This window comes from Prevotella multiformis DSM 16608 (assembly GCF_000191065.1).
Taxonomy (GTDB): domain Bacteria; phylum Bacteroidota; class Bacteroidia; order Bacteroidales; family Bacteroidaceae; genus Prevotella; species Prevotella multiformis.
The window spans coordinates 960,992-986,998 of record NZ_GL872283.1; the positions used below are offsets into that span (position 1 = coordinate 960,992).

At 50.8% G+C, this 26,007-nt stretch carries 20 protein-coding genes and 1 pseudogene; 9 read left to right on the forward strand and 12 right to left on the reverse strand.

Going from position 1 to position 26,007, the window contains the following annotated elements; translation table 11 throughout:
* Positions 1-306: 306 nt before the first annotated feature.
* From HMPREF9141_RS09180 to HMPREF9141_RS09195, 4 genes are all read right to left on the reverse strand, one after another.
* Entirely contained in the window at positions 307-2,553 is a 2,247-nt protein-coding gene (locus HMPREF9141_RS09180) for a cytochrome c biogenesis protein CcsA (protein ID WP_007368440.1), read from the reverse strand.
* Between the two features lie 80 nt (positions 2,554-2,633).
* Positions 2,634-4,403, reverse strand: a complete 1,770-nt coding sequence (locus HMPREF9141_RS09185) for a di-heme oxidoredictase family protein (RefSeq protein ID WP_007368441.1) — start codon at positions 4,401-4,403, stop codon at positions 2,634-2,636.
* Between the two features lie 101 nt (positions 4,404-4,504).
* Positions 4,505-5,752 (reverse strand): imelysin family protein, encoded by a 1,248-nt coding sequence (locus tag HMPREF9141_RS09190; protein ID WP_257009596.1) that lies wholly within the window; start codon positions 5,750-5,752, stop codon positions 4,505-4,507.
* Between the two features lie 54 nt (positions 5,753-5,806).
* Positions 5,807-7,114, reverse strand: coding sequence for a hypothetical protein (locus HMPREF9141_RS09195; RefSeq protein WP_007368443.1), 1,308 nt, complete (start codon positions 7,112-7,114; stop codon positions 5,807-5,809).
* Positions 7,115-7,833: 719 nt separating this feature from the next.
* Here HMPREF9141_RS09195 and HMPREF9141_RS09200 point away from each other — a divergent pair.
* Both HMPREF9141_RS09200 and HMPREF9141_RS09205 read left to right on the forward strand, forming a co-directional pair.
* Positions 7,834-8,790, forward strand: coding sequence for a LuxR C-terminal-related transcriptional regulator (locus HMPREF9141_RS09200; protein ID WP_007368445.1), 957 nt, complete (start codon positions 7,834-7,836; stop codon positions 8,788-8,790).
* 87 nt (positions 8,791-8,877) lie between these two features.
* Positions 8,878-9,474 (forward strand): response regulator transcription factor, encoded by a 597-nt coding sequence (locus tag HMPREF9141_RS09205; RefSeq protein ID WP_370991948.1) that lies wholly within the window; start codon positions 8,878-8,880, stop codon positions 9,472-9,474.
* Between the two features lie 183 nt (positions 9,475-9,657).
* Here the strand turns inward: HMPREF9141_RS09205 and HMPREF9141_RS09210 are convergent, their stop codons facing one another.
* From HMPREF9141_RS09210 to kdsA, 3 genes are all read right to left on the reverse strand, one after another.
* Complete coding sequence (locus HMPREF9141_RS09210; protein ID WP_007368447.1) at positions 9,658-11,004, reverse strand: phospholipase D-like domain-containing protein; 1,347 nt, start codon at positions 11,002-11,004, stop codon at positions 9,658-9,660.
* A 93-nt stretch (positions 11,005-11,097) separates the two neighbouring features.
* Entirely contained in the window at positions 11,098-12,066 is a 969-nt protein-coding gene (locus tag HMPREF9141_RS09215; protein WP_007368448.1) for a KpsF/GutQ family sugar-phosphate isomerase, read from the reverse strand.
* The gene (gene kdsA, locus HMPREF9141_RS09220; protein WP_040555037.1) at positions 12,066-12,824 is read right to left on the reverse strand and encodes a 3-deoxy-8-phosphooctulonate synthase; all 759 of its coding nucleotides are present in this window, start codon (positions 12,822-12,824) and stop codon (positions 12,066-12,068) included. The genes HMPREF9141_RS09215 and kdsA overlap by 1 nt, the downstream gene beginning before the upstream one ends.
* Before the next feature lie 269 nt (positions 12,825-13,093).
* On the opposite strand from kdsA, the gene HMPREF9141_RS09225 reads away from it, so the two are divergent.
* Positions 13,094-13,657: an outer membrane beta-barrel protein gene (locus HMPREF9141_RS09225; protein ID WP_007368450.1), complete on the forward strand. Its 564-nt coding sequence runs from the start codon at positions 13,094-13,096 to the stop codon at positions 13,655-13,657.
* Positions 13,658-14,155: 498 nt separating this feature from the next.
* Here HMPREF9141_RS09225 and HMPREF9141_RS09235 read toward each other — a convergent pair whose 3' ends face one another.
* Positions 14,156-16,573, reverse strand: coding sequence for a mechanosensitive ion channel family protein (locus tag HMPREF9141_RS09235; protein ID WP_050788057.1), 2,418 nt, complete (start codon positions 16,571-16,573; stop codon positions 14,156-14,158).
* A 185-nt stretch (positions 16,574-16,758) separates the two neighbouring features.
* On the opposite strand from HMPREF9141_RS09235, the gene HMPREF9141_RS09240 reads away from it, so the two are divergent.
* The 6 genes from HMPREF9141_RS09240 to rplT all read left to right on the forward strand — a co-directional run bounded on the left by HMPREF9141_RS09240 (position 16,759) and on the right by rplT (position 21,626).
* Positions 16,759-17,649: an ATPase gene (locus tag HMPREF9141_RS09240; protein WP_040554763.1), complete on the forward strand. Its 891-nt coding sequence runs from the start codon at positions 16,759-16,761 to the stop codon at positions 17,647-17,649.
* A gap of 479 nt (positions 17,650-18,128) precedes the next feature.
* Entirely contained in the window at positions 18,129-19,493 is a 1,365-nt protein-coding gene (locus HMPREF9141_RS09245) for an MATE family efflux transporter (RefSeq protein WP_007368455.1), read from the forward strand.
* Positions 19,490-20,053, forward strand: a complete 564-nt coding sequence (locus HMPREF9141_RS09250; protein ID WP_007368456.1) for a helix-turn-helix domain-containing protein — start codon at positions 19,490-19,492, stop codon at positions 20,051-20,053. The genes HMPREF9141_RS09245 and HMPREF9141_RS09250 overlap by 4 nt, the downstream gene beginning before the upstream one ends.
* Positions 20,054-20,247: 194 nt before the next feature.
* Positions 20,248-20,928 (forward strand): translation initiation factor IF-3, encoded by a 681-nt coding sequence (gene infC / locus HMPREF9141_RS09255; protein WP_007368457.1) that lies wholly within the window; start codon positions 20,248-20,250, stop codon positions 20,926-20,928.
* Between the two features lie 116 nt (positions 20,929-21,044).
* A complete protein-coding gene (gene rpmI / locus HMPREF9141_RS09260; protein WP_007368458.1) occupies positions 21,045-21,242 on the forward strand; it encodes a 50S ribosomal protein L35 in 198 nt (65 codons plus the stop codon).
* A gap of 39 nt (positions 21,243-21,281) precedes the next feature.
* A complete protein-coding gene (gene rplT / locus HMPREF9141_RS09265) occupies positions 21,282-21,626 on the forward strand; it encodes a 50S ribosomal protein L20 (RefSeq protein ID WP_004383393.1) in 345 nt (114 codons plus the stop codon).
* Positions 21,627-22,109: 483 nt separating this feature from the next.
* Here rplT and hisS read toward each other — a convergent pair whose 3' ends face one another.
* From hisS to HMPREF9141_RS13705, 4 genes and pseudogenes are all read right to left on the reverse strand, one after another.
* Positions 22,110-23,477 (reverse strand): histidine--tRNA ligase, encoded by a 1,368-nt coding sequence (gene hisS, locus HMPREF9141_RS09270; RefSeq protein ID WP_007368459.1) that lies wholly within the window; start codon positions 23,475-23,477, stop codon positions 22,110-22,112.
* A 159-nt stretch (positions 23,478-23,636) separates the two neighbouring features.
* Positions 23,637-24,911 (reverse strand): adenylosuccinate synthase, encoded by a 1,275-nt coding sequence (locus HMPREF9141_RS09275; protein WP_007368460.1) that lies wholly within the window; start codon positions 24,909-24,911, stop codon positions 23,637-23,639.
* Positions 24,912-24,917: 6 nt separating this feature from the next.
* Positions 24,918-25,412 (reverse strand): Fur family transcriptional regulator, encoded by a 495-nt coding sequence (locus tag HMPREF9141_RS09280; protein ID WP_007368461.1) that lies wholly within the window; start codon positions 25,410-25,412, stop codon positions 24,918-24,920.
* A gap of 483 nt (positions 25,413-25,895) precedes the next feature.
* Positions 25,896-26,007 (reverse strand): annotated as a pseudogene (locus tag HMPREF9141_RS13705) (ISAon1 family transposase); the annotation flags it as partial.

Sequence of the window (26,007 nt, forward strand, 5' to 3'; positions counted from 1 at the left end):
CCGACAGCACGATGTGTGATGGGCATCAGCACATCGGCAGGAGGTGTACAGGAAGCATTCTCCCTGTCACGGTCTTATACAGAATAACAGGTGGGGGGATGGATGATTTATCCTCAATCGGTCATTAAAGATAGATCCACATTACCTGTCGGTACGATGGAACCTGTCGTTTCCCTGCGGTCATTTACTTCTATCTGCAAAAAATCCAGCTTCCTCTTTCGGCCGCATCATTTGCTAAGCCCTTTCAAGAAGGAAGCTGGATCTGTCTGTTTAAAAGACTGCCATCTCTTCAGAAGTCCCCGGACTTTATGCGTATGAGTGCATCCCTCCCAGGATGTAGTTGACTCCGAAGTAGGTTATGAGGATAGTGAGAAAGGCCAATGTGATGTATAAATGATAAGTGAACGGCTGCTTGAAGGCAGGCAGACTATGTGTGTGAAGTACAACAGCATAGACCATGAAGGTTATCAACGCCCATGTTTCCTTGGGATCCCACGACCAGTAAGTCCCCCAGCTCATGTTTGCCCAGATGGCACCGATAAAGATACCGATTCCTAATGTGCTGACGGCCGGATAGAGGAAGATACGTGAAAGGACCTGCAAGGCCTCTGCCTGCTGCAGGACAGCTTCACGTTTATCCGGCGTGATTCTACCGGCCAGATGCAGCAGGAGTGCTGTCAGTCCACAGATGAAGGTGATTGACAACAGGGCGTAACTCATCATGATGATACTGACGTGTACGCTCAGCAGGGGAGAGTTCAGTACGGGCATCATCTGTCCGATGGCCGGATCCATCTGTGATATATGGCTTACAAGCAGGAAGAAACCCGACAGAAGAAAGCCGAAGATAATCAGAATCCGTGCCTTTTGATAACCGACAAGTGCAAGCAGCTGTGTAAGCCATGCAACGGTGAGCATCGTCTCATAGCCGTTTGCCATGGGTATATTGCCGGAAATCATCCAGCGCAGGCCGAGTGTATAGCTCAGGACAAGGAACGAAAGAAGCAGAAGAAAGAAAAGCACAGTATATCCTTTCCGTATCGTATGTTCTCCCTTCTCCGGCTTCTGACTGCCCATCAGACGATAGATAAGGAACGCAAAAGCAAAGAATCCAATCGTCAGATTGAACATGAAAAGGATGGTCGCCAGAGGCAAGGCATTGTACAACCGTTCTGCTTTATAGGCATACACATCAGGCAGGCTGTTACCGCCGTTGCGCTGCTGATAGGCAGAAAGCTGCTTGATGGCTTCGTCAGCCTGAGCGTTATTTGCCGACAGCGCATCGGCATAGAGCGTTGAAAAGAAGCCCTGCCAGTAGGCTATATCCGCCCGGTCAATGTCAGCAGGGTACTCCTGGTTGGGGGCGTACCATTCCGTCCTGCCCTTCTGCCTGTAAGGGAAGATGGCAAGAGGTGTCCCATTCTGAAGCTCCATGACAAGGTTCACCTTTTCATCCAAGGCAGCTGCAGCCTTGTGGTAGGCATCCTTGTTGCCGTTGTAATATTCTTCTATGGGAGCTTTCAGACGATAGCTGCCCATTGAGAACAAATCATTGAGAGAGACGTAATCGCCGAGATGGAACTCATCCTTGAACGCTCCATCCTTCACTTTCAATATCTTCTCATTGTCCCATTCCTTTCTCCAGAAAATGAAACCCATGAGAACCTGCTCGGCAGTCATGCCCTGATAAGCGTCTTTTCCACAGAGTTTCTTTGTAAAGTCCATGGCATAGGTCTGCAAGGGGCAGATGCGGTCGTTGTGCAGTATATACAGTCTTCCGAACTTGTCGGCAGTGCTTTTGGGAAACGATGGGGCGGCGGCAGCATGATGTGCAGAAAACAAGGCGAAGACGATTACCGCACACTTCCTGAGTATCGGACTCTTCAACAGCTGGCGGAATGTGCCTTTCGGACGGATGAGCAACCATATCAGAGAAAGAAACAGCAGGGCATAGCCCATATAAGTCACCGGTGTGCCGTATCGGTCGCTCTTTACCGTCACATAGCTGCCCTGTCCGTCTGCGTCGTAACTTGACTGATAGAAGCGGTAGCCTGCATAGTCGAACACCTTGTTCATTGAGACCTGTGCGGGAATCTCTGCCCCGTCGTCTTTGATGGTGAAATGGGTTGTATAGTCGCTTGCAGCCTTTGTACCTGGATGATAACTGATCTCAAAGTCTGTAAGTTCTATTGTGAACGGTAACCGTGCCGTATCTGTTTCGTCATCCGCTATTTGCTCTGTATAAGCGTTGACGGGCTGTCCTTGCCGAAGATGTACAACCCCCTGTGTCGAGAGCAGATGGGTGAGGAGAGCTCCTGCAAGCATGATGAAAAAGGAAAGATGCAGGAGCAGTTTGCTTTTGTCTTTCTTGAGCAGTTTGAGAATATAAGGCAGGCTTGACACGGCAAGCAGCATCCAAAGGAGCGAGAACCACCACGCACCATAGATATACCGTGCAGCAAAACCAGTTCCGTTTGCGTGTTCGACAAGTGTACTCCCTGCCAGTACGATGACAGTCAGCATGTAAAAAACAAAGATGACTTTCCTGTTCATGTTGTTGTGTTGCAATAATAGAAAAAGAGAGCGTCAGAAGCCCGTGTCGGTTTCTGGCACTCTCTTTGGCGTATAGCTTGTTAAATGGCACGGAGGAATGCGACTACTGCATCACGGTCCGCCTTCGGCAAGTTATAGAACTTGCTGGCTGCCCAGAAGGCGTCGCTGCGCCTGTCATACGCATGCCACATAATCGCTTCGATTTCGTTGCGTGCTCGGCAGTCATGCAGACGGTCCTCCGCTCCGGTACGTTCAAGGCTCAGGCCACGTCCCCATAGCGGAGTCGTGCGGCACCAGCCGGTACGGATGTCGTTTGCCATGAACAGGCGGTGCTGGACGAGGTCCGTGTAGGGCCAGATGGTCTGGTGGGCATACCTGGGCAGCATCGTCTCCGGATTCTTGCCAATGCTCTTGGCATAATCCCTGATGGCATTGTCAACCCAGTAGTTGTCGTTTCCGGTCTTCCATGACGGACGGTGACAGCTTGTACAGCCTAATTCCATGAAGACTTTCTTGCCGCGTTGTACGACAGGGTTGTCGAGACCACGTGCAGCCGGGACAGCCAGGCCACGGTGCCAGACCATGAAGTCGTAGTAGTCCTTGTTGCTCATCTCGTCCTGTCCGGCAAACGGTCCATTGTCAACGAAATGCTTCTTGTAGGCATCGGCATCACTCTTCGCATTGAGGCCGAGCAGCATATTTACATTCTTACTGATATCCTCGTCCGTCCCGTTGCCATAGTACGGGTGCAGAATAGAGCCTGACTGCTTACCGTTCTGCTTGATGTAGCTGATGACATCCTTGTCCATCGACATGGCCTTTGCCCACATATCCGTGGTATAGAGGTAACGACGGTCAGACCGGGTAACATTTGTAATATTCCACATGGCATTCGCACCCGGTCCGTCCTGCAAGGAGGCACGGGTCATGCCGTATGTAAATTTCTTGATGGCCTTGGTGCCGTCAGCCAGCGTGTACCATGCTGTTGCAGCCCAGTCGTCAGCAGCTTTGTTCCACATGGCAGGGTTCAAATCAGCCTTTTTGGCTTCTTTCTGGTATTGCGCCTTCATATCCTCCTTGTCAATGGCATCGAGCAGTCCGGTACCATACAATCCAATGGTCGATTCCAGTCTGACCTCATAATTGTCAGGTTTGGGGAAAGTGTTGAAAGCTTCCTGCTTGATGGTGACTTCCGGATAGATCAGCTGGAACTTCTCGCCATCAGGGAACTGTGTAGCAGAGAGGCCTGACGGCATCGTACCGGAAACCGTCTTCCACTCGATGTTGATGCCGCTCTCATCCACAGGTGCCTTGAACGGAGTCATGGCGTTAGTCTGCGGCATACCCGTGACGTGCCTTACGTAACTGTTTGCAGCGTATGCCACACCGTCTGCGTCCACACCGGCTGTCGGATGGTAGATAACCAGCAGGTAACCGTTTCCGAACGCCTTTCCGTTATAGATTGTCTGGCGTTTTCCATGACCGTAGGAAGGATGGCACTGTTCACAGTTGTTACGTACCCATGCCGGACCGAGTCCCCGGTAGGGGTTGTCTGTCAAGGTAAAGGAACGCTCGAAGAAGTTTTCACCTCTGTTGAAGCTGTCTTCCATACCAGGAACATTCGTGACAGCCGGTGTCGGGTCGGAATAAGCTCTTCCTTCCGTCGTACCCAGTTCACCTCCCGGATACCACTCTTCGGCACTGAACACATCGTTCTTCTTGCCGAAATTCGTTTCTTTCTTTGCAAGTTTGTCTTCATCTGCCGGTGTAGTGGTGTCATCCGAACAGGCTGTGTTGAGTAACGGCATCATCGCCAAGGCGGCCAATACCCATCCATTATTTCTCTTCATAAATCTTATTGTAATGTTTTTGTGATGTCATGTAGGAAAGCGTCCTGCCGCATATAATCAGTGGCAGAACGCAATCGTAGTATCTTCCCAGGAGCAGTTTCCTATTCCTTCACATCGAAGTCGTTGTCGTCCTCGAACTTCTTGTTCCAGACCTTACTGACGTACTTGACGAATGGTTTCGGCATTCTGCCGATCTTCTGGATAGCAGTCTCTATCGCAGCCTCAACCTTCCTTCCGACTGCCGTCTTGTTGCTCTGGAAGAACTTGTGGAAGCTGTATGCAGCATTGCTGTTCTTACCGTTCCTGCCACCATACCATATATTTTCAATGCTCCGGATGTTGTTCTGGAAGTCAGTGATTGAATTGTAACTGTACGGAGACTCTACATAACTGATGTCGCCAGCCTGGAACGGATTGGAAATCTTGGCGGTGCCGACCTCATTCGCAATGCCAAGGCAACTGCCCTCCGTCTCGGAAAGAACCTGCGTGACAGCCACATCTATCGAAGCGAATGTGCTCTTGGCCGCATCACCGGCAGACCTCATGTTCTCACCGTATGAAAGTCCTTTCTCCGTCTGATATTTCAGATTGGCTGCCTTTACAGCTGCAAGACGGGTTGCGTTCGTCGGATTCCACGCAACCTCAAGCTCATAGACATGGTTCAGCAGGTCCTTGATGACAGCTTCAGCATACTTCAGCTCATCCGATCCCTTGATGTCAGTGAAGTTAGGATAAGTATCATTGCCTTGGAACTCTGCCACCTTACGCGGCTTACCGTTTCTGAAAAGAATGAACTCCAGAGCGTGGAAGCCCAGAATGCTCTCATCCTTGATCTCCGCAGTCGGGTTGCCGAAATAGGCGTGCAGTGCCGTGCGGTTGAGCGGCCAGGAGTCGATGTGCGGGTCGATGGAGAAGTCGGAAGCGGGTCCCATGAGGAATGCCTCACTCCTCTCCCACTGTTCGCGCGCCTTGAGGAAAGCAGCACAGGCGTCGTCTACATTCTTCTGGCTGATTTCCTTCTCGGAGAGTGTGCCCAGAGCAGCATGCAATGCTTCTACATCATCTCCCAGCTCCTTGTAGGTGGGGTAGATGACATTGTCCACATTGGCATTCAGAATGTTCTGCAGCTCTTTCTTCTGTTCGGCACTGAGCTGTGAAGATACGATTGCCTGGTTGGCTTCGGTCAAAGCGTTCGTCAGATCCGTACAGGCAGCCATGGCCTCATTGCCGAATTGCTTGTTGGTATAGTCTTCCTCGGAAATACCCGGATCGTCATTGCTGGAACATGCTGTAAAGCCTAAACTGAGTGTGCCTGCTACGGCAAACAGCAGGGCTGATTTTCTGATCATTTTCATTTGTAATACTGTTATTGATTAAATATGTGAGTTCGTACTGGGGAAAGGTCAGAGGAAGAAGCCGGCATAAGCGATACCGATGTTTATGCTCGGCTCGTTGTTGTACTGGCTTTTCAGTATGCGACAGCTGTAATCAGCCTTCACCACAATCTGCGGCAGCGGGTAATAGTTGATGCCGAAGCTGACATTCTTCTTTGCTGTATAATCGTAGTTCTCGTTGTTCGTCTTGGAAGCATAAGGATTATACTGTTCAAAACGCCCGAAGACATATAATTTCTGATGGTCATCACGCAGCTTCTGAATCTGTGAGAAGACATCATAACCGGCTTCTATACCGTACGAAAAAGCATTCTTGCTGACACTTGGGGTATGGTGATATGGAGAGAGCTTGTTACGGCGGTTAGAGAAGTACTTCAGCTGGGCAGCATCGCCGAGATAACCATAGTCCGCCTGACCACGCACAATCCAGTTGTGTGCATTATAGGAGAAGTCGAACGAGCCGATCAGAACCGTCCCCTTGTACTTCTGGCTTGCCCCTGCAGCGTCATTGGGATAAGTGTTGCCGATGGAATTGCCGCAGTAACCGCTGAGGCCAAGACGGAGACCTTTGACCGAATAGTTGTCGATACGCAGGGCAAGCGCATACTTGTTGGCCACGTCGAACTCCAGCGGAGACGACGCACCCTTATGAATCCAGTAGTCGTGGGTGAAATGGTCGGCGTTCAGACCAGCGAGAATCTGTGCCTCATAACGCCAGTCTTTCAGCTTCCCCCAGAAGCTGATACCCGTCTGATGCCAGGTGGATGGAAGGATGGTGTTCTCTCCTTCGGGACGGTAGACCGTGAAGAAATTCAAAGGCTCATGGTGCGTATTGTTCAGGCCGACGGGCACGACGATGTGTCCGGCGCGGATGTTGAACTTTCCTCCCCAGAAAGACTTCTGGAGCCAGAACTGTTCCAGTTCCACTTCACCGCCTTTTTCTGTTTCCTGTTCCCATTCTCCTCCCTCTTCATTCTCTTTCTCGTACGAGACACCGGTTCCGGCGTGTTCAAATTCTATCTCCGTTCCCATTGTCCAGCCCTTGCCGAAGTCGTAGCCAAGGTAGACAACCGCATGAGGAATATCGAACCTTCCGTGCGAAGGGTCATTCCTGTGCTCGTCGGCAAGCGTGTATCTGCTGACATGGTCGCTGTAGAAATTGCGTGAATAGGCCACTTCACCGTAGCCACCGACACTGAGTTTATTGCCTTTGGCATGATTCATTACAGAGTCAGAGGCATTGACCTGTGCCTGTGTACGAGTTGTACCTGCAAGCAGTGCTGCACCTAAAATAATTCCAAGTGTAAAATTATCCATCTCTAACTTAATATATTTTGTATAATTTTACCTGCAAAGTTATAATATTATGCGGTATTCGGCAATACCCAGTTTTGTTGATATTATCAGCCTTCCTTTTTGCCTTCCGTCTCTGTTTTCAGTCCTTTTTATCATTATATTTAGGTATCTCCGGAAAGCATTGAAGTATATGTGCAGCTCTGGAAAGCAGGGCATACGCTGACACACAGCGGTCGGGACTGTCCGTCCCAAGGGCTGGGAACGCCGTTCCCAAGTACTTGGGAATTCTGTTCCCAAGCAGTCGGGAACAATCGTACCAGACAGGGCGGTGTGACGCAATGGTGTGCCGCTTTGAGAACCAAGCAGACCAGCTTGAAACAAGAACATGAATCTATTTAAATAAAATCATTGTGATACAGCTTATTATCATATGATATAAAACAACATCATAAAACTTTCCCTGGCGTTCTCCCAGGGCACTCCCCGTCAGACGACAGCACTTCCTTACCTGCCTGCAAGGCACAGGTACATGAATATATCCCGGCCGGTTCCGATCGGCTGACACGGCTGGACAATCGCCATTCAGACAGCTGTCAAACGCTTCCCGATACGGATAAGCCCCTCGAACCGCCCTCCTCCTACCGACAAATAAGGATGAAAAATCAAATACCTAATAATAATTATTGTGTCATTGATTTTTTTTTTGTTATTTTGCATACTATATCGAAAAGAAGAACAAGATGAAGAATCAGAAGATGTATGAGCCTGAAGACAAGATGATCAATCTTATCAAGGATAATTACGACCTGCTGCAGAGTCTCGGCTGCTTCGGCATTAGTCTTGGCTTCGGAGACAAGACGGTACGCGAAGTCTGCGACGAGCAGAATGTAGATACTTATACATTCCTGTCGGTCGTCAATTTCACCATCAATGGATACAAGGGCTTTGACGACATGGACCGCCTCTCAATCCCGACACTTATGCAGTATCTGCAGGCAAGTCATACCTATTATCTTGATTTTGAGCTGCCCTCTATCCGCAAGGAGCTGACAGCCGCCCTGGACGAAACCGACAATCTGGCCCGCCTTATTCTCCGGCTCTTCGACGAGTATGCGCATGACATCCGTAACCATATGAAGTATGAAGAGAAAATGGTGTTCCCCTACGTTGAAGCCATGCTGAAAGGGGAGGCGAGCGACGCTTATGATATTGAGACCTACTCGAAGCACCATAGCCAGACCGACCTCAAGCTTCGGGAACTGAAGAGCATCATCATCAAGTATCTCCCCTCCGATGCCCATCACAATAACCGGCTGACGGCTACCCTATACGATATTTACAACTGTGAAAGTTGGCTGACACTGCACGCCGAGGTGGAAGAGGAAATCTTCATTCCCGTCATCCGCCGGCTGGAACAGAAAACCCAGCAGAAAGACGTCAGTCTGAAGATAACGAACATGATTACGCAGAGCCCTGACTCCAACGAGGTGCTGAGCGACCGGGAGAAGGATGTCATCGTGGCCGTAGCACAAGGAATGACGAACAAGGAGATAGCCGACCATCTCTGTATCTCGACCAACACAGTCATCACCCACCGGCGCAACATCGCACGCAAGCTGCAGATTCACTCCCCGGCCGGGCTGACTATCTATGCCATTGTCAACAACCTCGTCGACATCAGCAGCGTGAAACTGTAAGGACATTCTATTGACTTGTTGTACAGGAATTTGATAGAAGATGATTTCATCTTAACTTCGTCTGGGAAAATGGAAGATATAGAGACAATGAAGAGGGAACGCCCCAAGATGGCGATAGTGGACCCGAACACGCTCGCCGTGCTGGGGCTGAAACAGATATTGCAGAATGTGATGCCGATCATGACGGTCGAGACATTCTCTACATTCCAGGCCTTTGAGGAGGCCGGTCCGGGTTCGTTCTATCACTATTTCGTCGCACAGGTGATTGTCCTGGAGAACAGGCGCTTCTTCTCACAGTGCATCCATAAGACAATCGTTCTGACGATTACGAAAGACCCCAATGCGCAGCTCTCCGGCTTCCACAGTTTCTGCATCAATGTACCGGAAGACGAGCTGGTCAAGGCCATTCTGAAGATAGAACAGTATGGGCACTCAGGCGGACGGAATCTTCCAGAGCTGCCGCAGGTGCTGAAGAACAAGATTCTGAGCAACCGGGAGATCGAAGTACTGTCGCTGATCGTACAGGGGCTGATCAACAAGGAAATTGCAGAGAAGCTGAACATCAGTCTGACGACCGTCATCACGCACCGCAAAAACATCATGTACAAACTCGGCATGAGGAGCGTGTCGGCGTTGACGATTTACGCCGTTATGCACGGCTATATCGATATTAATAAGATATAAAAAAGTCCATGCCGGCAGCCGGTTCTGAATACGGTTCTGCAGTCCGACGGCTTTTGAGTTGTAAGTCCGGTCTCACCGGGCATCAGAGAGAAGGGCCTTTCAAAACTCGTTCCTGAGTTTTGAAAGGCCCTTCCCTTATGCCGTCATCTTGCTTTCCCGGGTGTATTTCCCTTTATTCCCGACTTAGAGGAACGGTGACAGCAGGTGAGCGAACCATCCCCGGAACCGCTGCCAGGGGGTACGCCATTGCTTCCATTTGGCCTCAGTAAGTTTGAAACTGTCTTTTTTCTGGTCTTCGAACAGCTGGTTGAGTTCATGGGTGGTACACGCATCCACGATGACGGCGTTTTCCTCCCGGTCCCACCGCAGGCTCCTTGCATTGAGGTTGGCCGACCCGACCGTACAGAGCTGACCGTCGATCGTGATGATTTTCGTATGATGGAACCCCGGCTTGTAAATCCAGATTGTACAGCCGGCTTTCATCAGCTGGTGAGCATTGTAGAAACCACAATCAGGAGTCAGAGGGATGTCGCTCTTCATGCTTAACAGAATCTCCACTTTCACTCCGCGGCTTACGGCATCGCGCAGGGCTTTCTTCAGGGAGTGGCTCAGGGAGAAGTAGGGATTGATGAGCTTGATGCTGTCTTTTGCATCCTTTATGGCGTTGAGATAGAAACAGCGGATGATGTCTTTCGTGACGTGTGGTTCGCGGTTGATGATGCCCACCATCTTCTTCCCGGCACTCCGGCAGGTGTCAGGCTTCAGCCCCGCCATATAATCCGCATCCGATACCCCCCGGTAGTATTTGGCTCCGTGTACATCCTGGCCTGAAACGATCCGCCACATCCGCAGGAATATCTTCTGGAGTGTGTTCACCTCGTCCCCCTCGATTCTGCAGTGCATGTCGTGCCAGGAGCCTACGGCCTTTGTCCCTTTTATATAATAGTCGGCTACGTTCATGCCGCCGGTATAGGCGACCTTTCCATCGATGACGATGATCTTCCGGTGGTCACGGTTGAAGATGTCGTGCAGCCAGGGAAATGCCATGGGCTTGAACTCATGGATTTCAATTCCCTGTTTACGGATGGCTTTCAAACGGCGTTTCCGCATCGGCCGGTTATTGCTGGCATTTCCGAAGCCGTCGAAGACCGCTCTCACTTCAATGCCTTCCTTTGCCTTTGCGGCCAGACGGCGTATCAGTTCCTCGTTGATGGAGTCATTGCGGAAGTTGAAGTATTCCAGGTGAATACTCGACCGTGCCTGATCTATTGCTTTAAACAGGTCGTCGAACTTCTCCTGTCCAGTCGTGAGCAAGGTGACTGAATTGTTGTGAGAGAAGCGTACCCCTTTCCTGCGGAGCTGGCTGACAAGCAGGGAGTCAGCCCTGGTCTCCGTAGAGGAAAGACCTCCTGCAATGGCGTTTTGCTGATTCTTCTGTGCTGAAAGGGGGGACGGGTGGGATAGGCAACATAACGCCATCACGGCGGTGATGGCGTTTCTCTTCTTATGGTTCAAATTAATCTCTCTCATTTTCCATCAATGGCAGACAACGTTTTTCCCGAAACGGGAGGCTGTTGTCCGCCGGGTATAAGTATCACAGACAAGACGGCAGAAGCCTGTCCCTTACAACATACAGCTGTAATGGTCGACGACACCCAGCAGATGTCTCCCGGCGTCGCATACCAGTACGGTGTGTATTTTGTTCTGATGCATAATCCGTTGGATCTCGGTGATTTTGGTTGTCGGCAGGACGGTCTTCGGTTCTCTGGTCATGATGTCGCTCACGGTGTGATCGAAGAACTCCGCCTGCCACCGTTCCATTGCGCGGCGGATGTCGCCGTCGGTGATCAGTCCGATGACCTTGCCGTCCGCAAGTGATACTCCCAGACCTAATTTCCCTTTGCTCACGTGTATGATCGCTTCACCCAGGTGCATTTCCTTCGGAATGACCGGCAGATCATCCGACCGCATGACATCCTGTGCCGTCGTCAGCAGGCGTTTCCCCAGTTCACCGCCCGGATGGAACTGTGCGAAGTCCTGCGGTTTGAAATTCCTGACACGCATCAATGCGACGGCCAGCGCATCCCCCATGACGAGTGCGGCCGTCGTCGAACTTGTCGGCGCCAGATTCAGCGGGCAGGCTTCCTTCTCCACCCATACCTTCAGATGGGCGGTGGAGTATTTTGCCAGCAGCGATTCCGGATGGGCGCTCATGCCGATGATGGGGATGTTCATGTGAAGGACCATCGGGATGAAGCGAAGCAGTTCATCCGTCTGACCCGAATTGGACAGGGCAAGTACTACGTCGTCTTTCGTCATTACCCCTAAGTCGCCATGGTAGACATCCAGCGGATTGACAAAGAAGGCCGGTGTGCCGGTCGACGAAAGGGTCGCTGCTATCTTGGCGCCGATGTTGCCGCTCTTCCCGACACCTGTGACAATCACTTTGCCTGCACAATGATACATCAGGCTTACCGCCTTGTCGAAATTTTCATCCAGCTGGTTGATCAGATTGAGCGTCGCTTCCGTTTCTTCTTTGATACATTGAATGGCGTATGCCCTGACCTGCGTCAGACTTTGTTCTGCTTCCATTATATCAGCTTTCCTATTAATTCATCCAGTTTTTCAAGTTCCAGCATGTTGGCGGCATCGGACAGTCCTCTGTCCGGATCGGGGTGTACTTCAAAGAAGTAGCCGGTCGCGCCGAAGGCCTTGGCCGCCAGTGCCATTGCGGGAACGAACTTGCGGTCGCCGACGGTCTTGCCGTCTCCCGCACTCGGACGTTGCACGCTGTGTGTACAGTCCATGATGACACGAGGGACGATTTCCTTCATGTCGGGAATATTGCGGAAGTCGACGACCAGGTTGTTGTAACCGAAACAGTTTCCGCGTTCCGTAAGCCACACTTCCTTTGCGCCGCTTTCCATACACTTCTGCACAGGATAGCGCATGTCACGGCCGCTGAGGAACTGTGCTTTTTTGATGTTGACGGTCTTCCCTGTCTTTGCCGCAGCCACAAGCAGGTCGGTCTGCCGGCAGAGGAAAGCGGGGATCTGAATGACATCCGCCACATTTCCTGCTGCTTCCGCCTGCCAGCTCTCGTGTATGTCCGTCAGCAGGCGGAGTCCGTACTTCTCTTTGACGGCCTGCAGCATGGCGAGTCCTTTTTCGAGACCGGGACCGCGGAAAGCGTGCAGGCTTGTCCGGTTCGCCTTGTCGAAGCTCGCCTTGAAAATAATGTCTACCGAATATTTCCTGTTCAGCCGTGCAAGTTCAGCTGCAACAGTGTCAAGCAGTTCCGGAGTTTCGATGACACAGGGACCTGCAATGAAAGTTGGTTGATCCATCATATACTTGAAATCTACAGCTCCTGTTTCTGCGGCGCGCATTGCGATGCTGCCTTCAGGAGCAATGCAAAGTTATATATAATAAGGTGAACCGGCAAGCGATTAACGTTCATTTGCATATCGGATGTAAAACTTCAGGATAAAATTTGGCTGTTTCCCACAAAAGCCTTTACTTTGCAGCCGGATAGAGAAACTTCCTTGACTGATTTGGCAGTCGGGAGTTCCAATAAGAAAGATTAAATTCAGTATTAACAAATTAAAAGTTTTCTATTATGAAAAAGATTTTAATGACACTTGCAGTTGCTTTCGTTGCAGTTGCAGCAAACGCACAGGTTTACGTAGGTGGCAACGTCGGTATCGCTTCTTCTAAAAACGGTGACGCTGATGCTGTTACAACTTACAAGGTTCTCCCGGAGATCGGCTACAACCTCGACCAGAACTGGGCGATCGGCACGACTGTTGGTTTCGGTAAGGGAACTCCTGTTAACATTGAGAAGCTTGAGGACGGTATGCTTCAGAACTATTTCACGGTAGAACCATACGTTCGTTACACTTTTGTACGCAGCAAGTACATCAATGCGTTCGTTGACGGCGGCTTCGGTTATGCTCACTTCAACCATGCCCATGGCGCAGCTGCTTCCGTAAACGCATGGTCAGTAGGTGTAAAACCGGGTATCTCTGTAAACCTCAGTCCGAAGGTCAGCTTCATAGCACACGTAGGCTTTGCCGGCTGGAAGTCTGCCAAGGCCGATATGGATGGAGCCAAGTCAAGTAACGTCTGGGGTGTAGACCTTGACGGCAACAACGTTACATTCGGTGTCTACTACAACTTCTAAAGAACTGTTCTGAACGAGTATTTAATTATAAAGAAAGAGGGATGCGTCACTTAGACAGCGCATCCCTCTTTTTCTTTTTCATTCCTCCGGGAGGTTTCGCCTTTCCTGCTGTCGTCTGGTATATTTTGTCCGGACGGGCAACCGGGAGAAGACCAATGATGTATATTCCCCGGAAAAATTGTAAAACTAACGGAAACACGTTCCTTCCTCTCTGCCGAATGATGCCGTCCTGGGCGTCCGCCGAGGAGAAAAAGCATCGGGCAAATCTGACAGGATTCTGTCGCATTTGCAAACCGCTCACAGACAGGCAGGTAACGTGTCTGTGCGAAAAGGTGCTTGGTTGCATTGCAAACAGGCCTCAACAGGCTCGCAAGGAAGCACCGCTTGGAACGCAATCAGGCGTTAGTAAGAACCCGGGAAACGGCCTGTCACGATTCCGGTGCATGTTTTCTGTTCTGGGAAAGCTCCTGTAACGGAATATGACAGGATGTTTCCCGTTCAGAATGTAAAGTTATTTTCCAATCCGGACATTCCTCCCTGACGTGTCTTTTGATCAGTCCCCTGCTGGTGCCTGAGTGTGATCTCACGCTGCGGGAATGGGATTTCAATGCCGTTCTTGTTCAGTGTGTCATAGATACATTCCATGATGACACTGTCGTCGGTCCCCTGTGTAAGTACATTCACCCAGACAAGAACCTTCAATGTGATACAGCTGTCGTCAAAGCTCTTGAGCAGGACATTGACCGGTTTTTTCTTGTAGGTGATACCAAGCGCCGTTATGGCCTCGGACAGCATCGCCTTGACCTCCTTGACATTGCTTCCGTATGCTATGCCCACCTCGAGGATATCCAGCTCATAGCCATGATTCTTCGTCATGTTCTTGTAGTTCTTGGTGAAAAGCTGGGAGTTCTGGAAGGCGATGATCGAACCGTCGAGCGCTTCAATCAGCGTGGAGGTGTAGCTGATGGAACTGACACGGCCGCGGACCCCCTCGCAGATGATGTAGTCGCCGATCTTGATACGTCCTGTCATGAGCGAGATGCCGTAATAGATGTTCTCGAGAATGTCCTTCATGGCGAAACCGATACCCGTCGAAAGACCTCCCGTCACGACCACCAGCCAGGTATTGCTGATCTTGAAAATACTGAGTGTCGTAAGCAGCCATGAGCCCCATACGACCACCTGCAGGACATTGATGTACATTGTCGCACGGGCGGCTGCCGTGGAAGGGTCGCTGCGCTTGAGATACAGTCCGATGGCATCCCGGATAGTCTGGTTCAGGTAGTTGAAGACGAACCACAGGATGATCACCAGAGCGATGGAATAGATGCTGATCTTGAATTTTTCGGAGTTGATGAAGTCTGTACGGAACAGACTCCAGGTCAGGTCGCTGAGGTTGAAGACGTCTGTCGCCCAGTAGACGGCAAGGATGAATGACACGACCAGGGCGGAAGGCAGGAGAACCGTATCGACGAAGCGGATGAGCCATACCTGATAGACCGTCATTCCCTTTTCCGGGTGTCTCTTTTTATATTGGTTGAGGTAATCGTGGAAAAAGGCGATTGTCAGGATGCAGGCCAGCTGCATGGACCACCAGATGATTCCCTGCACGGCCAGCATCGTGTAGCCGACCCACGAACTCACAAGAGAGAAGATGAACACCAGCAGCGAGAAGTAGGCCAGACTGAGATCGTAACGCGGCACCAGACCATGGTATTTGCAGATCATCCTTGTCTGCCACAGAGCGTTGACGAACAGGAGGGGAGGGAAAACCAGGGTCACAATGGAGCTCGGCAGCATGATGATACGGAAGGTGATGACCGTAAAGGCAACGAGGATCAGCGGATAGTAGATGCGGTAGGTGTTGTGGGTCTGCGAGCCGTCCACGCGCAGGAGCAGGGAGGCGAAGATGACCGCCAGCATCCACGTATATTCCAAAAGCAGGCTGCAGGCCATGTGTACGAAGTTGGACGGTGACAGCAGCCGGATGATGACCAGGATGATGCTGAACGTGATGACCGAAGCCAGCATGATGATGCAGGTACGCTTGGCAAGGAAAGCGTGGCTCTTCTGCTCGAAACGGCCGGTCTTCATGACCTTCGTGACAAGGAAGCGGATGCTCAGGTAATTGATGAAAATGGCTACCAGTCCATAAACCAGAATCATGCTGAAAAGGGTGATGATCCATTTCACGTCCCACTGCGACCTCACAATGCTCTGTGGCGTGTATTTCTCGGCGAGCGAAGTGTTCATGTGGCCGATCAGGTAGGGAGCTGCTCTGAGGAACTTTATGTAGTTGTCGCCCCCGCTGGTGAAGATGCTTTCCTGGATTTCATCATATCTCTTCTGGGCATACGCATTGAGGGCCTGCAGCTGATGGCGGTTGTATTCGTAGTACTGGATGTATTCCTGATAGGAGTCGTTGCGCTCCTTCAGCATCCGCCGGATATTTACAGCAAGGGTGAGGCAGACATTGCGGTCGATCTTCATCCGCTGGGTAAGCCCGAAGGTGTACATGGTGCTGAGCACGTTGACGAGCGAGTCGTAACGTGCTATCTCCTCGTTGCTCTCCGTGATGAGGTCGTGGAAGGGACGTGTCTTGCTCTGGAAGTCCTTCCACAGTTCCGTAGCCTGATGGCATGCGTAGGTAAGGTCGAAGATGTTGTCGGCTTTCTGCGAGTAGAGCATCAGGGATACCTGCGCCGACTTGTCACCGATTTCTTTCAGCTGGTTCATCACCTGCTCGTTCACGAACTTGGACTTGTTCAGCTGCCTGGTCTGTTCGAGATGCTGTGTGATCAGCTCGTGCCGTAGTACCGAGAGGGAATTCTTCAATGAGTCTTCCTGCAGCACGGCATGTGCCGGGAGTGTGAGGAGGAGCAGCAAAAGGGTGATCGAAAATAGCTTTCTGCGCATATCCATTTTATGGTGAAGATGGTTGTTGTCTCTGATTATGAACTGCAAAGATACGCAAACTTTGTCGTTTAGGCCTGTCAGGAGGCTTAAAATGATGTGAAAGGACATGCCGGAAGGCGGTTTCCCACTGTTTCAAAGCGGATAAACGAATAAAAATGTGTAAGTTTGCAGGAAAAAAGAAATCTATGATATTGATAGCAGACAGTGGCGGCTCCAAGACCGACTGGGCGCTGGTGGGGGCGCAGGGCGACAGGGATACCCATGTCCTGAAGGTCCGTACACAGGGCTTGAATCCGTTTCACCAATCCGAGGAATTTATCCGGAAGGTCCTGGAGGAGGAACTCAAGCCGGCGATGTGTTGTGCTGCAGGGCAGGAGGGATGTACGTCTGGAAAGGCCGGGGTGACAGAGCGGGTCTCGCGGATAGCTTTTTATGGTGCCGGCTGTACGGAGACCTTGTCGCCCCTTGTCAGCGGGGCTCTTGCCGCAGCTTTCCCTTCAGCGGAGATAAAAGTAGAGAGCGATCTCCTCGGGGCTGCCCATGCCGTGTGTGGCCACGAGGCCGGCATTGCCTGCATTCTGGGCACGGGAGCGAACAGCTGTCTGTATGATGGAAAGCGGATTGTGGAAAATGTCCCTCCTCTGGGGTATATCCTGGGGGATGAAGGGAGCGGGGCGGTTCTGGGGAAACTGTTTCTCAACGGCATCTTCAAGGGAGACCTCCCGGCGGAGATACGTGAGAAGTATCTGGCATGGAGTGGACTCACTTATCGGGAGATCATCGACAAGGTCTATCGGCAGCCTCTGGCCAACCGGTTTCTGGCAGGCATCTCCGTGTTCCTTAGAGAGAATCTGCGATATGCAGCGATAGAAGCTCTGGTGTGCCGTAACTTTGACGACTTCTTCCAGAAGAACATCCTGAAATATGCTTCTTCGGCAGTCCGTATGGTCTCCGCCGCAGGAGGCGTTGCATCCGCCTTTGAGCATCAGTTGAGAGACCGGGCGCATTACTTTGGTTATCAGATCGGGAAAGTTGTCGCTGCACCGATTGACGGTCTGATTGACTACTACACTTAGTCCTTTTTCTTCGCATTGATATTTTACCGGACTTCTGACCGTAAAGCTCCTCTTCCACGATGGTCGGCTCTTTTTCCGGCAACAGGTTGCAGGCGTGCATGTCCTCAACACGGCCGGTGACGAGCACCGACACGGATGGTGTCGGGCATCAACGCAACGGCAGGAGGAAGGGGTTGTTCCCGTCCCTGTTGTGCATAGTGCTCTCGGAGGAAGAATGACTTGTCCGGAGAAGATTCCCCGGACGGCAGTAACCGGTATAATAATAAGGAGAGCGCATTCATCGGTGCGGATGAGCTGGATCCTTGTGCGGGAGATTGTGAAACCGTCTATGGTACAGCCACTTGCTGAGGAAACGGGGAGTACCTGTCGGGCAAAGTCAGGTCGTAGCCTGTTCAGGCCTCTCTCAAAACCTGTCATCCAGGTTCCTTTATTCTGATTTATTTCGTATATTTGCATAGGTATAAGGTTATAAAACGGATATGCACGGACATACAGACAACTATACTTTCCTGACACAAGGCCCGGTACACCGCGTGATCGTCACCATGGCGATACCTACCATCATCTCGATGCTTGTGACGGGACTGTACAATATTGCGGACACGTTCTTTGTCGGCAGGATCGATACGCAGGCGACGGCAGCAGTGGGTATCGTGTTCTCTCTGATGTTCTTTGTGCAGGCGATGGGGTTCTTTTTCGGCCACGGGTCCGGAAACTACATATCGCGCGAGCTGGGCGCACGCAGGCATGAGAATGCAGTCAAGATGGCTTCGACGGGATTCTTCAGTTCGTTCTTCTTCGGACTGGTCATCCTTGTCCTGGGCGAGATGTTCCTCACGCCGCTGTCGGTTGAACTGGGAAGTACGGCTACCATCCTTCCTTATACCGAGGACTATATGCGGGTGATCCTTCTCGGTGCGCCCCTCCTCACCTCTTCCCTCACGCTGAACAATCAGATGCGTCTGCAGGGGAATGCCAATCTTGCCATGTACGGGATTGTGACGGGGGCTGTACTGAATGTCCTTCTCGACCCGCTCCTTATTTTCACTTGTGGGATGGGTGTCGGCGGAGCAGCCTGGGCTACGGTCATCGGGCAGGCCGTATCGTTTTTCATCCTCTTCCTGATGACCCGCCGGAAAGAGAACATCGCCATTCATTTCCGTAACTTCTCGCCTTCTTTACAGGCTTATAAAGAGATTTTCTATGGAGGAAGTCCGTCCCTCATGCGGCAGGGACTGGCCTGCGTGGCTACCTTGTCATTGAACGTAGCCGCCGGTGTCTATGGCGACTCTGCCATTGCAGCAATGAGTATTGTTGGGCGTATCGCCATGCTGTCCTTCGCAGCCGTCATCGGGCTGGGGCAGGGATTCCAGCCTGTCTGCGGCTTCTGCTATGGGGCGGGACTGTACGACCGGCTGAAGGAAGCCTACAAGTTTACGGTTATCCTCGGGACGACGTTCCTGGTCGTAGTGGCCGTGGTGGGCTGGGCACTCAGCGGTTCACTGATCGGCATCTTCCGTGATGATGCCGAAGTGATAGCCATCGGTGTGGTGGCGTTGCGCTGGCAGCTTTGCACCTTCCCGCTCAATGCGTTCATCCTTGCGAGCAACATGCTTGCGCAGACCTGCCGTAAACCCTGGCGGGCCAACACGCTGGCGGCTGCCCGGCAGGGACTGTTCTTTATTCCGCTGATCTTCCTCCTCCCGTCTTATTTCGGACTGACAGGGGTGGAGATGTGCCAGGCCGTCAGCGATGTGTTTTCTTTTGCGCTGACGCTGCCTATAGTTGTTTATACCTTCCGTGAGTTTACACGTGAAGCCGCTGAGAGAAAGGAGGCGGAATGAGTAAACTGTACATAAAGAATATGGTCTGTGACCGTTGCAGGATGGCCGTCGGCCAGACATTGGAGCAGCTGGGACTTCATCCTTTGAGGATTGACTTGGGGGAGGCCGTGGTGGAGGAAGAACCTTCCCCTGACCAGCTGGCTGCCCTTGGGGACAAACTGGAACGGCTTGGGTTCAGGCTCCTTGATGACCGCAGGCAGCAGACCGTAGACCTGATCAAGTCTGCGCTTATCAGACGGGTTCTCAATCCCGGTGTGCATCCGGCTGCAGCATTCAGTGATTATCTTGTACAGGAACTGCACCAGGATTATAGCGCACTCTCCAAGCTCTTCTCAGAGATGGAGGGAAAGAGTATAGAACGCTATTATATCGGGTTGCGCATCGAACGGGTGAAGGAGCTTATCTCTTATGGAGAACTGACACTCACACAGATAGCCTTGCGCATGAACTACTCCTCGGTAGCCTACCTGTCCAGCCAGTTCAAATCGGTGACGGGGATGACCCCGTCCCAATACAAAGCTGAAGAGGGCCGCCGCCGTACGGCGTTGGACAAGCTCTGAAACCCTGTGTGTCAGGGAGGAAATTGAACCGGGAAGAAGACGGGGACTATTGGTTTTCAGTCTTCTTCGCTCTTTCCGCATCCTTAGGGAATTTCATTGAGAGAGGTCAAAAATGTAGGTGAAATCTTTGGGTAATCAGATATTTAATAGTAACTTTGCACTCGTTTAGCAAAATCAGACATTAAAATAGTTGAATGAAGAATGACAGAATGAAATTCAAGTACCGCGTGAACGAGCAGATTCGCGTTCGGGAAGTACGTGTGGTTAGCGATGACGGAGCAGAGGTGATGCCGACACGGAAGGCATTGGACCTGGCTCATAAGCAGGGAGTTGACCTTGTGGAGATTTCTCCTAATGCGCAGCCGCCGGTCTGTCGTATCATCGACTATTCTAAATTCCTCTACCAGCAGAAGAAGCATCAGAAAGAGATGAAGCAGAAGCAGGTGAAGCAGGAGGTGAAAGAGATACGTTTCGGTCCCCAGACCGATGAGCATGATTACAATTTCAAGCTCAAGCATGCACAGGAGTTCCTCAATGCTGGGAACAAGGTGCGTGCATACGTCTTCTTCCGTGGCCGGTCCATCCTCTTCAAGGAACAGGGCGAGGTTCTGCTGCTGCGTTTTGCCAATGACCTCGAAGAGCTTGCCAAGGTAGAACAGCTGCCGAAGCTCGAAGGAAAGAAGATGTTTCTCTATCTTGCTCCGAAGAAAGTCGGCATTGTCAAGAAGAGCCAGCAGAAACGCGACCGTGAGGAGGCAGAGGCCGGCGCAAAGGAGGCGACCAAGGCAGAGGATGCGGAAGTAAAGGCAGAGGGCGGATTGTTCGCCAATGCCAAGAACGGTGCAGATGCACTGAAGAAACTGAATATTGACTAACGCCCGTCAGGCAATCTCCCGGCAAGGAGGAAACGGAACGGGCAACCTGTGCGTAACGTCCTGGTATATACGTTGCCACAGATGATGAATAAATAACAATTAAAATTTTAACAAAAATGCCAAAACAGAAGACAAATTCCGGCGCAAAGAAGAGATTCACGTTCACCGGTACTGGTAAGATCAAGCGTCGTCACGCTTTCCACAGTCATATTCTTACCAAGAAGACAAAGAAGCAGAAGAGAAATCTTGTTCACCAGACACTCGTGGATGGTAGCAACCTGAAGCAGGTACGCGATCTGCTTAACCTCCGTTAATTCATTAGTCAAACAACACATTAAAAGGAAAGAAAAACTATGCCAAGATCAGTCAATCATGTTGCTTCCAAAGCAAAGAGAACAAGAATACTGAAGCAGACCAAGGGTTACTATGGTGCCCGCAAGAATGTCTGGACGGTAGCGAAGAACACCTATGAGAAGGGTTTGACTTATGCTTATCGTGACCGCCGCAATAAGAAGCGTAACTTCCGCGCATTGTGGATTCAGCGCATCAACGCTGCTGCACGGCTCTATGACATGAGTTACAGCCAGCTGATGGGTGCGTTACACAAGGCCGGCATCGAGATCAACCGTAAGGTGCTTGCTGATCTCGCTGTCAACAATCAGGAAGCTTTCAAGGCTATTGTTGACAAGGTGAAGTAAATTGATGTCCCCCTCCTTCTTGGGGTGGAGATTTATCATAGACAAAGAGAGCTGTCACGCTGATAGGTGACAGCTCTCTTTTTGGCTGTTAGTGTGTAAGGATTAAAGTTTGCTGCTGAAAGACGGTGTCCACCCTTTATCGTCGATGTTTTTTCTGGAGGGTTAGTGTGAAGCATTAAGTCGTCGCAGCATGACAGCGCGTGCGCTCTAATCGCCGGCATTGCTTTTTGCTGTCAGTGTATAATGGCTGAATCGCTGTTGGAAGACGGTATCCATCTTAATCATCGATACTGGTGCAGACAGTCTAATCCGGCCCAGAACAGTCAGAACGGTGTTGTACGGAGATGCCGATGCTGTTTGGGAACAGTCAGGACGGTATTGCACGGAGATGCCCGATGCTGTTTGGACGGCATATAAAAAATGGGGGAGGGCAGTGTCATTCCGATGTGAATGATTCTCCCCTCCCGCCATTTTCATTGACTTTTATTTCTGGGTGATATGCCTGATGAGTTCTTCCGAGGTCATTGATTGCTGCTTACCGGTAGCCATATTCTTCAGTGTAATCTTACCGGCTTCCATCTCGGATTCTCCCGTGAGTGCGACGAAGTTGATGTTCTTGGCATTCGCATAACTCATCTGTTTCTTCATCTTTGCCTTGTCCGGGTACATCTCGGTCCGGATCCCTGCACGCCGGGCAGCGGCGACAACCGGCATGCAGTAGGCGGTCTCCTTCTCTCCGAAATTGATGAAAAGGAGTTGTGTGCCTTGTACGCTCTCCTTCGGATAGAGGTCGAGAGTGTTCAGTACATCGTAGATGCGGTCAGCTCCGAAGCTGATCCCGACGCCTGACAGTCCTGGCATACCGAAGATGCCCGTAAGGTTGTCGTATCGTCCACCACCCGTTATGGAACCTATTTGTACGTCAAGTGCCTTTACTTCAAAGATGGCTCCTGTGTAATAGTTCAAGCCACGTGCGAGGGTAAGGTCGAGCTGGATTTCATTCTTTAGTCCTGAGGTCTTGAGCATATCAAGAATGAAACGGGTCTCTTCAACGCCTTTCAATCCTGTCTCGCTGTCGGCGAGTACCTTCGCTATGACTTCCAGCTTGTCTTCGTTCGTCCCTTCCAGTCTGATGATGGGCTGCAGTTTTCTGATGGCTTCTTCCGAGATTCCGTTCTCACGCAACTCGGCATTCACATTTTCAAGACCGATTTTGTCCAGTTTGTCGATGGCAACCGTAATGTCTACGATCTTGTCTTTCTCACCCATCACTTCGGCAATTCCCGTGAGAATCTTCCGGTTATTGATTTTGATCTGTACCCGTACGCCAAGTTCTGTGAATACCGTATCGATAATCTGCATCAATTCGACTTCATTCAGCAAGGAGTCGGAACCGACGACATCGGCATCACATTGGTAGAACTCACGATAACGTCCTTTCTGTGGACGATCAGCACGCCACACCGGTTGGATCTGATAGCGTTTGAAAGGGAGCTGTAATTCCTCACGGTGCATCACGACGTAACGTGCGAACGGCACGGTAAGGTCATATCGCAGGCCTTTCTCACAGAGTCTGGTCTGCATCTTGAGCGTATTCCGCTCTTTGAGTTCATCGTCGCTGACGGATTTCAGGTAATCACCGGAATTGAGAATCTTGAAGAGGAGCTTGTCCCCCTCTTCTCCATATTTGCCCATCAGCGTATGCAACGTCTCCATGGCAGGAGTTTCAATCTGTTGAAAGCCATAGAGGGCATATACACGTCTGATAGTGTCGAATATATAGTTTCTTTTGGCCATCTCCTCCGGGCAGAAGTCGCGTGTACCCTTTGGGATGGAAGGTTTGTTTGCCATTTTATGTTTGTTTATGTTACAGGATTGGAATGACAGATAGAGACAGAAAGTAAAGGGGATAATGAGACCCAATAGACCCGGAAGACAGTGACTGTCTGCTCCCAGTCATCCTTGCCCGTCCCTTCCGTTGCCGCTATTTCTCATTTATGATAAGCGGGGTTATAGGATGATCGTCTGTTCTCGGTCAGGCCCAATAGAGATGATTCCGATTCTGGTCTCCAGGAAGTTTTCAAGGAAGGAAACATAGTCGCGGAACTCCTGTGGGAACTCGTCCGCGGACTTACACTTCGTCATGTCCTTTTTCCAACCATGAAAATCCTTATAGACTGGCTTTACATTGTCTATCTCATAGGGAAAATCCTTTGTCTGTGTGCCGTCGGGCAACTGATATGCCACGCATGCCTTGATCGTGTCAAAGCTGTCAAGCACATCACTCTTCATCATGATCAATTCAGTGACTCCATCGATCATTACCGAATAGCGGAGTTGGACAAGGTCTATCCAGCCGCATCGCCTCTCACGGCCCGTTACGGCACCGTACTCGTGTCCGAGGTCACGGATCTTCTTGCCGGTTTCATCGAACAGTTCTGTCGGGAACGGTCCCGCCCCCACCCGTGTACAGTAGGCTTTCATGATGCCATAGACATTACCTACCTTGTTAGGCCCGATTCCAAGTCCCGTGCATGCACCGGCGCAAATGGTATTCGAGGAGGTAACAAAAGGATAAGAACCGAAATCGACGTCCAGCATGGTTCCCTGCGCTCCTTCGCAGAGGATGTTCTTCCCGTTTCCCAGCAGCTGGTTTATCTCATGTTCGGAATCCACGAAACGGAACGCCTTCATGTATTCGACACCTTCCATCCAATGTCTCTCCGTTTCCTCGAAGCCTTCAAAGTCCGTCCATCCGAGTGCCGCCAGCATTTTCATGTGCCGTTCCTTGTGCCGGGCGTATTTCCGGTCAAAGTCACAGAGAATATCCCCCACACGCAATCCGTTACGGCTGACTTTGTCCGTATAGGCTGGGCCGATGCCTTTACCGGTTGTACCTACCTTGTTCTTCCCTTTTGCAGCTTCGTATGCACGGTCGAGGATACGGTGTGTCGGCATGATGAGGTGTGCCTTCTTTGAGATATGCAGACGTTCTTTCAAGGGATGACCGCTCTTTTCAAGCTCCTTGGCTTCGTTCATGAAGAGATCAGGAGCCAGTACCACGCCGTTGCCGATGATGTTCACCTTGCCGCCTTGGAAGATTCCTGACGGTATGGAACGCAGGACGTACTTCTGTCCTTCGAACTCCAGTGTATGGCCGGCGTTAGGACCACCCTGGAAACGAGCCACTATGTCGTAGCGTGGTGTGAGCACATCTACGACTTTTCCTTTACCTTCATCACCCCATTGGAGTCCCAACAGGACATCTACTTTACCTGTGTTCATTTGCTTTTATCTATTTTTACCTTGCTTCTGGTTGGAAGACTTGCTTTTCTGACGCGACAAGACCGTCTGACAGCGTGAGCAGATACCGTATATATATAAGGAGAACCCGTCCTTCCGGAATCGATGAAGCTTGGTGTTCCTGATCGCATCAGCAATCTCCGGCGATTCAATTTCCGTAACGGTCCCGCAGACGGTGCAGATCTGATGAATATGGTCTTCATTGTCATAACACGCCTCGTATTTTGTCTGCCCGATGAAACGGTGCCTGATAACAAGGCGCAGCTCGATGAAGAGCCGCATCGTATTGTACAGTGTCGCACGAGAGACACGGAAATTCCTTGTCTCAAGTTCTAAGCCAAGCTCATCGAGAGAGAAGTGTCCTCTCATATCATACACCGCATCCAGGATCGCATACCGTTCTGCTGTTTTGCGATGATTGTTCGCTTCGAGGTATTCATCCAGAATATCCCGAACTTTTTTTTTGACTATATCTTTAGTCACCGTTAACTGATTAAATTCGCACAAAGTTACCAATTTTAAATGATATAATGAGAGTCTGGTAACAAAAAAAAGTTAAGGGCGGCTCTAAATACCACCTTTGTAAAAATCACCTTTGATATTCTTACTGCTGTCCGGTAGACATCTTTCGTATAAGTAAGGTCAACAGTCTTTTACTGATAGCGAAAGGAATGAACCTGCCCGTCTCCCGATGTGTAGATGCCTGACACCGGTCGTGCTGTCGGCGGGCACCGGTCGTGCCGAGGGTTCGCACGCTTGCAATGGGTAGGCGGTATGCGGACTGCCAGCAGTGAGAGAAGTGCCGTACTGCCGAAAGTCAACGTATCATATTTGGATGAAAGCGAGCGGTCTGTTTTTCGTCATGGAGCTTTAGCGGGTGTACTGAAAGATGGACTTACCGGGTCTGCCGTTTTCTCTCCTCCTTTCTTCGGGTCAGTCCTAAAACCCAGTTGCAAGTCTATACTCTTAAGCACACAATTTCATAAGTCTATATAAAAAGAAAGGAATATCTGTCACTCCTCTGAACTGTGCCCTGAATGCCTTAACTTTAGCATTGAATGACTCGGCATTTGCATTC

What these genes read in the sequence shown, in the direction of transcription:
- HMPREF9141_RS09275 (WP_007368460.1), bottom strand. Translation starts at nt 24,911, where the DNA reads ATGAACACAGGTAAAGTAGATGTCCTGTTGGGACTCCAATGGGGTGAT.
- HMPREF9141_RS09190 (WP_257009596.1), bottom strand. Translation starts at nt 5,752, where the DNA reads ATGATCAGAAAATCAGCCCTGCTGTTTGCCGTAGCAGGCACACTCAGT.
- hisS (WP_007368459.1), bottom strand. Translation starts at nt 23,477, where the DNA reads ATGGCAAACAAACCTTCCATCCCAAAGGGTACACGCGACTTCTGCCCG.
- HMPREF9141_RS09210 (WP_007368447.1), bottom strand. Translation starts at nt 11,004, where the DNA reads ATGAGAGAGATTAATTTGAACCATAAGAAGAGAAACGCCATCACCGCC.
- kdsA (WP_040555037.1), bottom strand. Translation starts at nt 12,824, where the DNA reads ATGATGGATCAACCAACTTTCATTGCAGGTCCCTGTGTCATCGAAACT.
- rpmI (WP_007368458.1), top strand. Translation starts at nt 21,045, where the DNA reads ATGCCAAAACAGAAGACAAATTCCGGCGCAAAGAAGAGATTCACGTTC.
- HMPREF9141_RS09200 (WP_007368445.1), top strand. Translation starts at nt 7,834, where the DNA reads ATGAAGAATCAGAAGATGTATGAGCCTGAAGACAAGATGATCAATCTT.
- HMPREF9141_RS09185 (WP_007368441.1), bottom strand. Translation starts at nt 4,403, where the DNA reads ATGAAGAGAAATAATGGATGGGTATTGGCCGCCTTGGCGATGATGCCG.
- HMPREF9141_RS09205 (WP_370991948.1), top strand. Translation starts at nt 8,878, where the DNA reads ATGAAGAGGGAACGCCCCAAGATGGCGATAGTGGACCCGAACACGCTC.
- HMPREF9141_RS09180 (WP_007368440.1), bottom strand. Translation starts at nt 2,553, where the DNA reads ATGAACAGGAAAGTCATCTTTGTTTTTTACATGCTGACTGTCATCGTA.
- HMPREF9141_RS09240 (WP_040554763.1), top strand. Translation starts at nt 16,759, where the DNA reads ATGATATTGATAGCAGACAGTGGCGGCTCCAAGACCGACTGGGCGCTG.
- HMPREF9141_RS09250 (WP_007368456.1), top strand. Translation starts at nt 19,490, where the DNA reads ATGAGTAAACTGTACATAAAGAATATGGTCTGTGACCGTTGCAGGATG.
- HMPREF9141_RS09225 (WP_007368450.1), top strand. Translation starts at nt 13,094, where the DNA reads ATGAAAAAGATTTTAATGACACTTGCAGTTGCTTTCGTTGCAGTTGCA.
- rplT (WP_004383393.1), top strand. Translation starts at nt 21,282, where the DNA reads ATGCCAAGATCAGTCAATCATGTTGCTTCCAAAGCAAAGAGAACAAGA.
- HMPREF9141_RS09215 (WP_007368448.1), bottom strand. Translation starts at nt 12,066, where the DNA reads ATGGAAGCAGAACAAAGTCTGACGCAGGTCAGGGCATACGCCATTCAA.
- HMPREF9141_RS09195 (WP_007368443.1), bottom strand. Translation starts at nt 7,114, where the DNA reads ATGGATAATTTTACACTTGGAATTATTTTAGGTGCAGCACTGCTTGCA.
- HMPREF9141_RS09235 (WP_050788057.1), bottom strand. Translation starts at nt 16,573, where the DNA reads ATGCGCAGAAAGCTATTTTCGATCACCCTTTTGCTGCTCCTCCTCACA.
- HMPREF9141_RS09245 (WP_007368455.1), top strand. Translation starts at nt 18,129, where the DNA reads ATGCACGGACATACAGACAACTATACTTTCCTGACACAAGGCCCGGTA.
- infC (WP_007368457.1), top strand. Translation starts at nt 20,248, where the DNA reads ATGAAGAATGACAGAATGAAATTCAAGTACCGCGTGAACGAGCAGATT.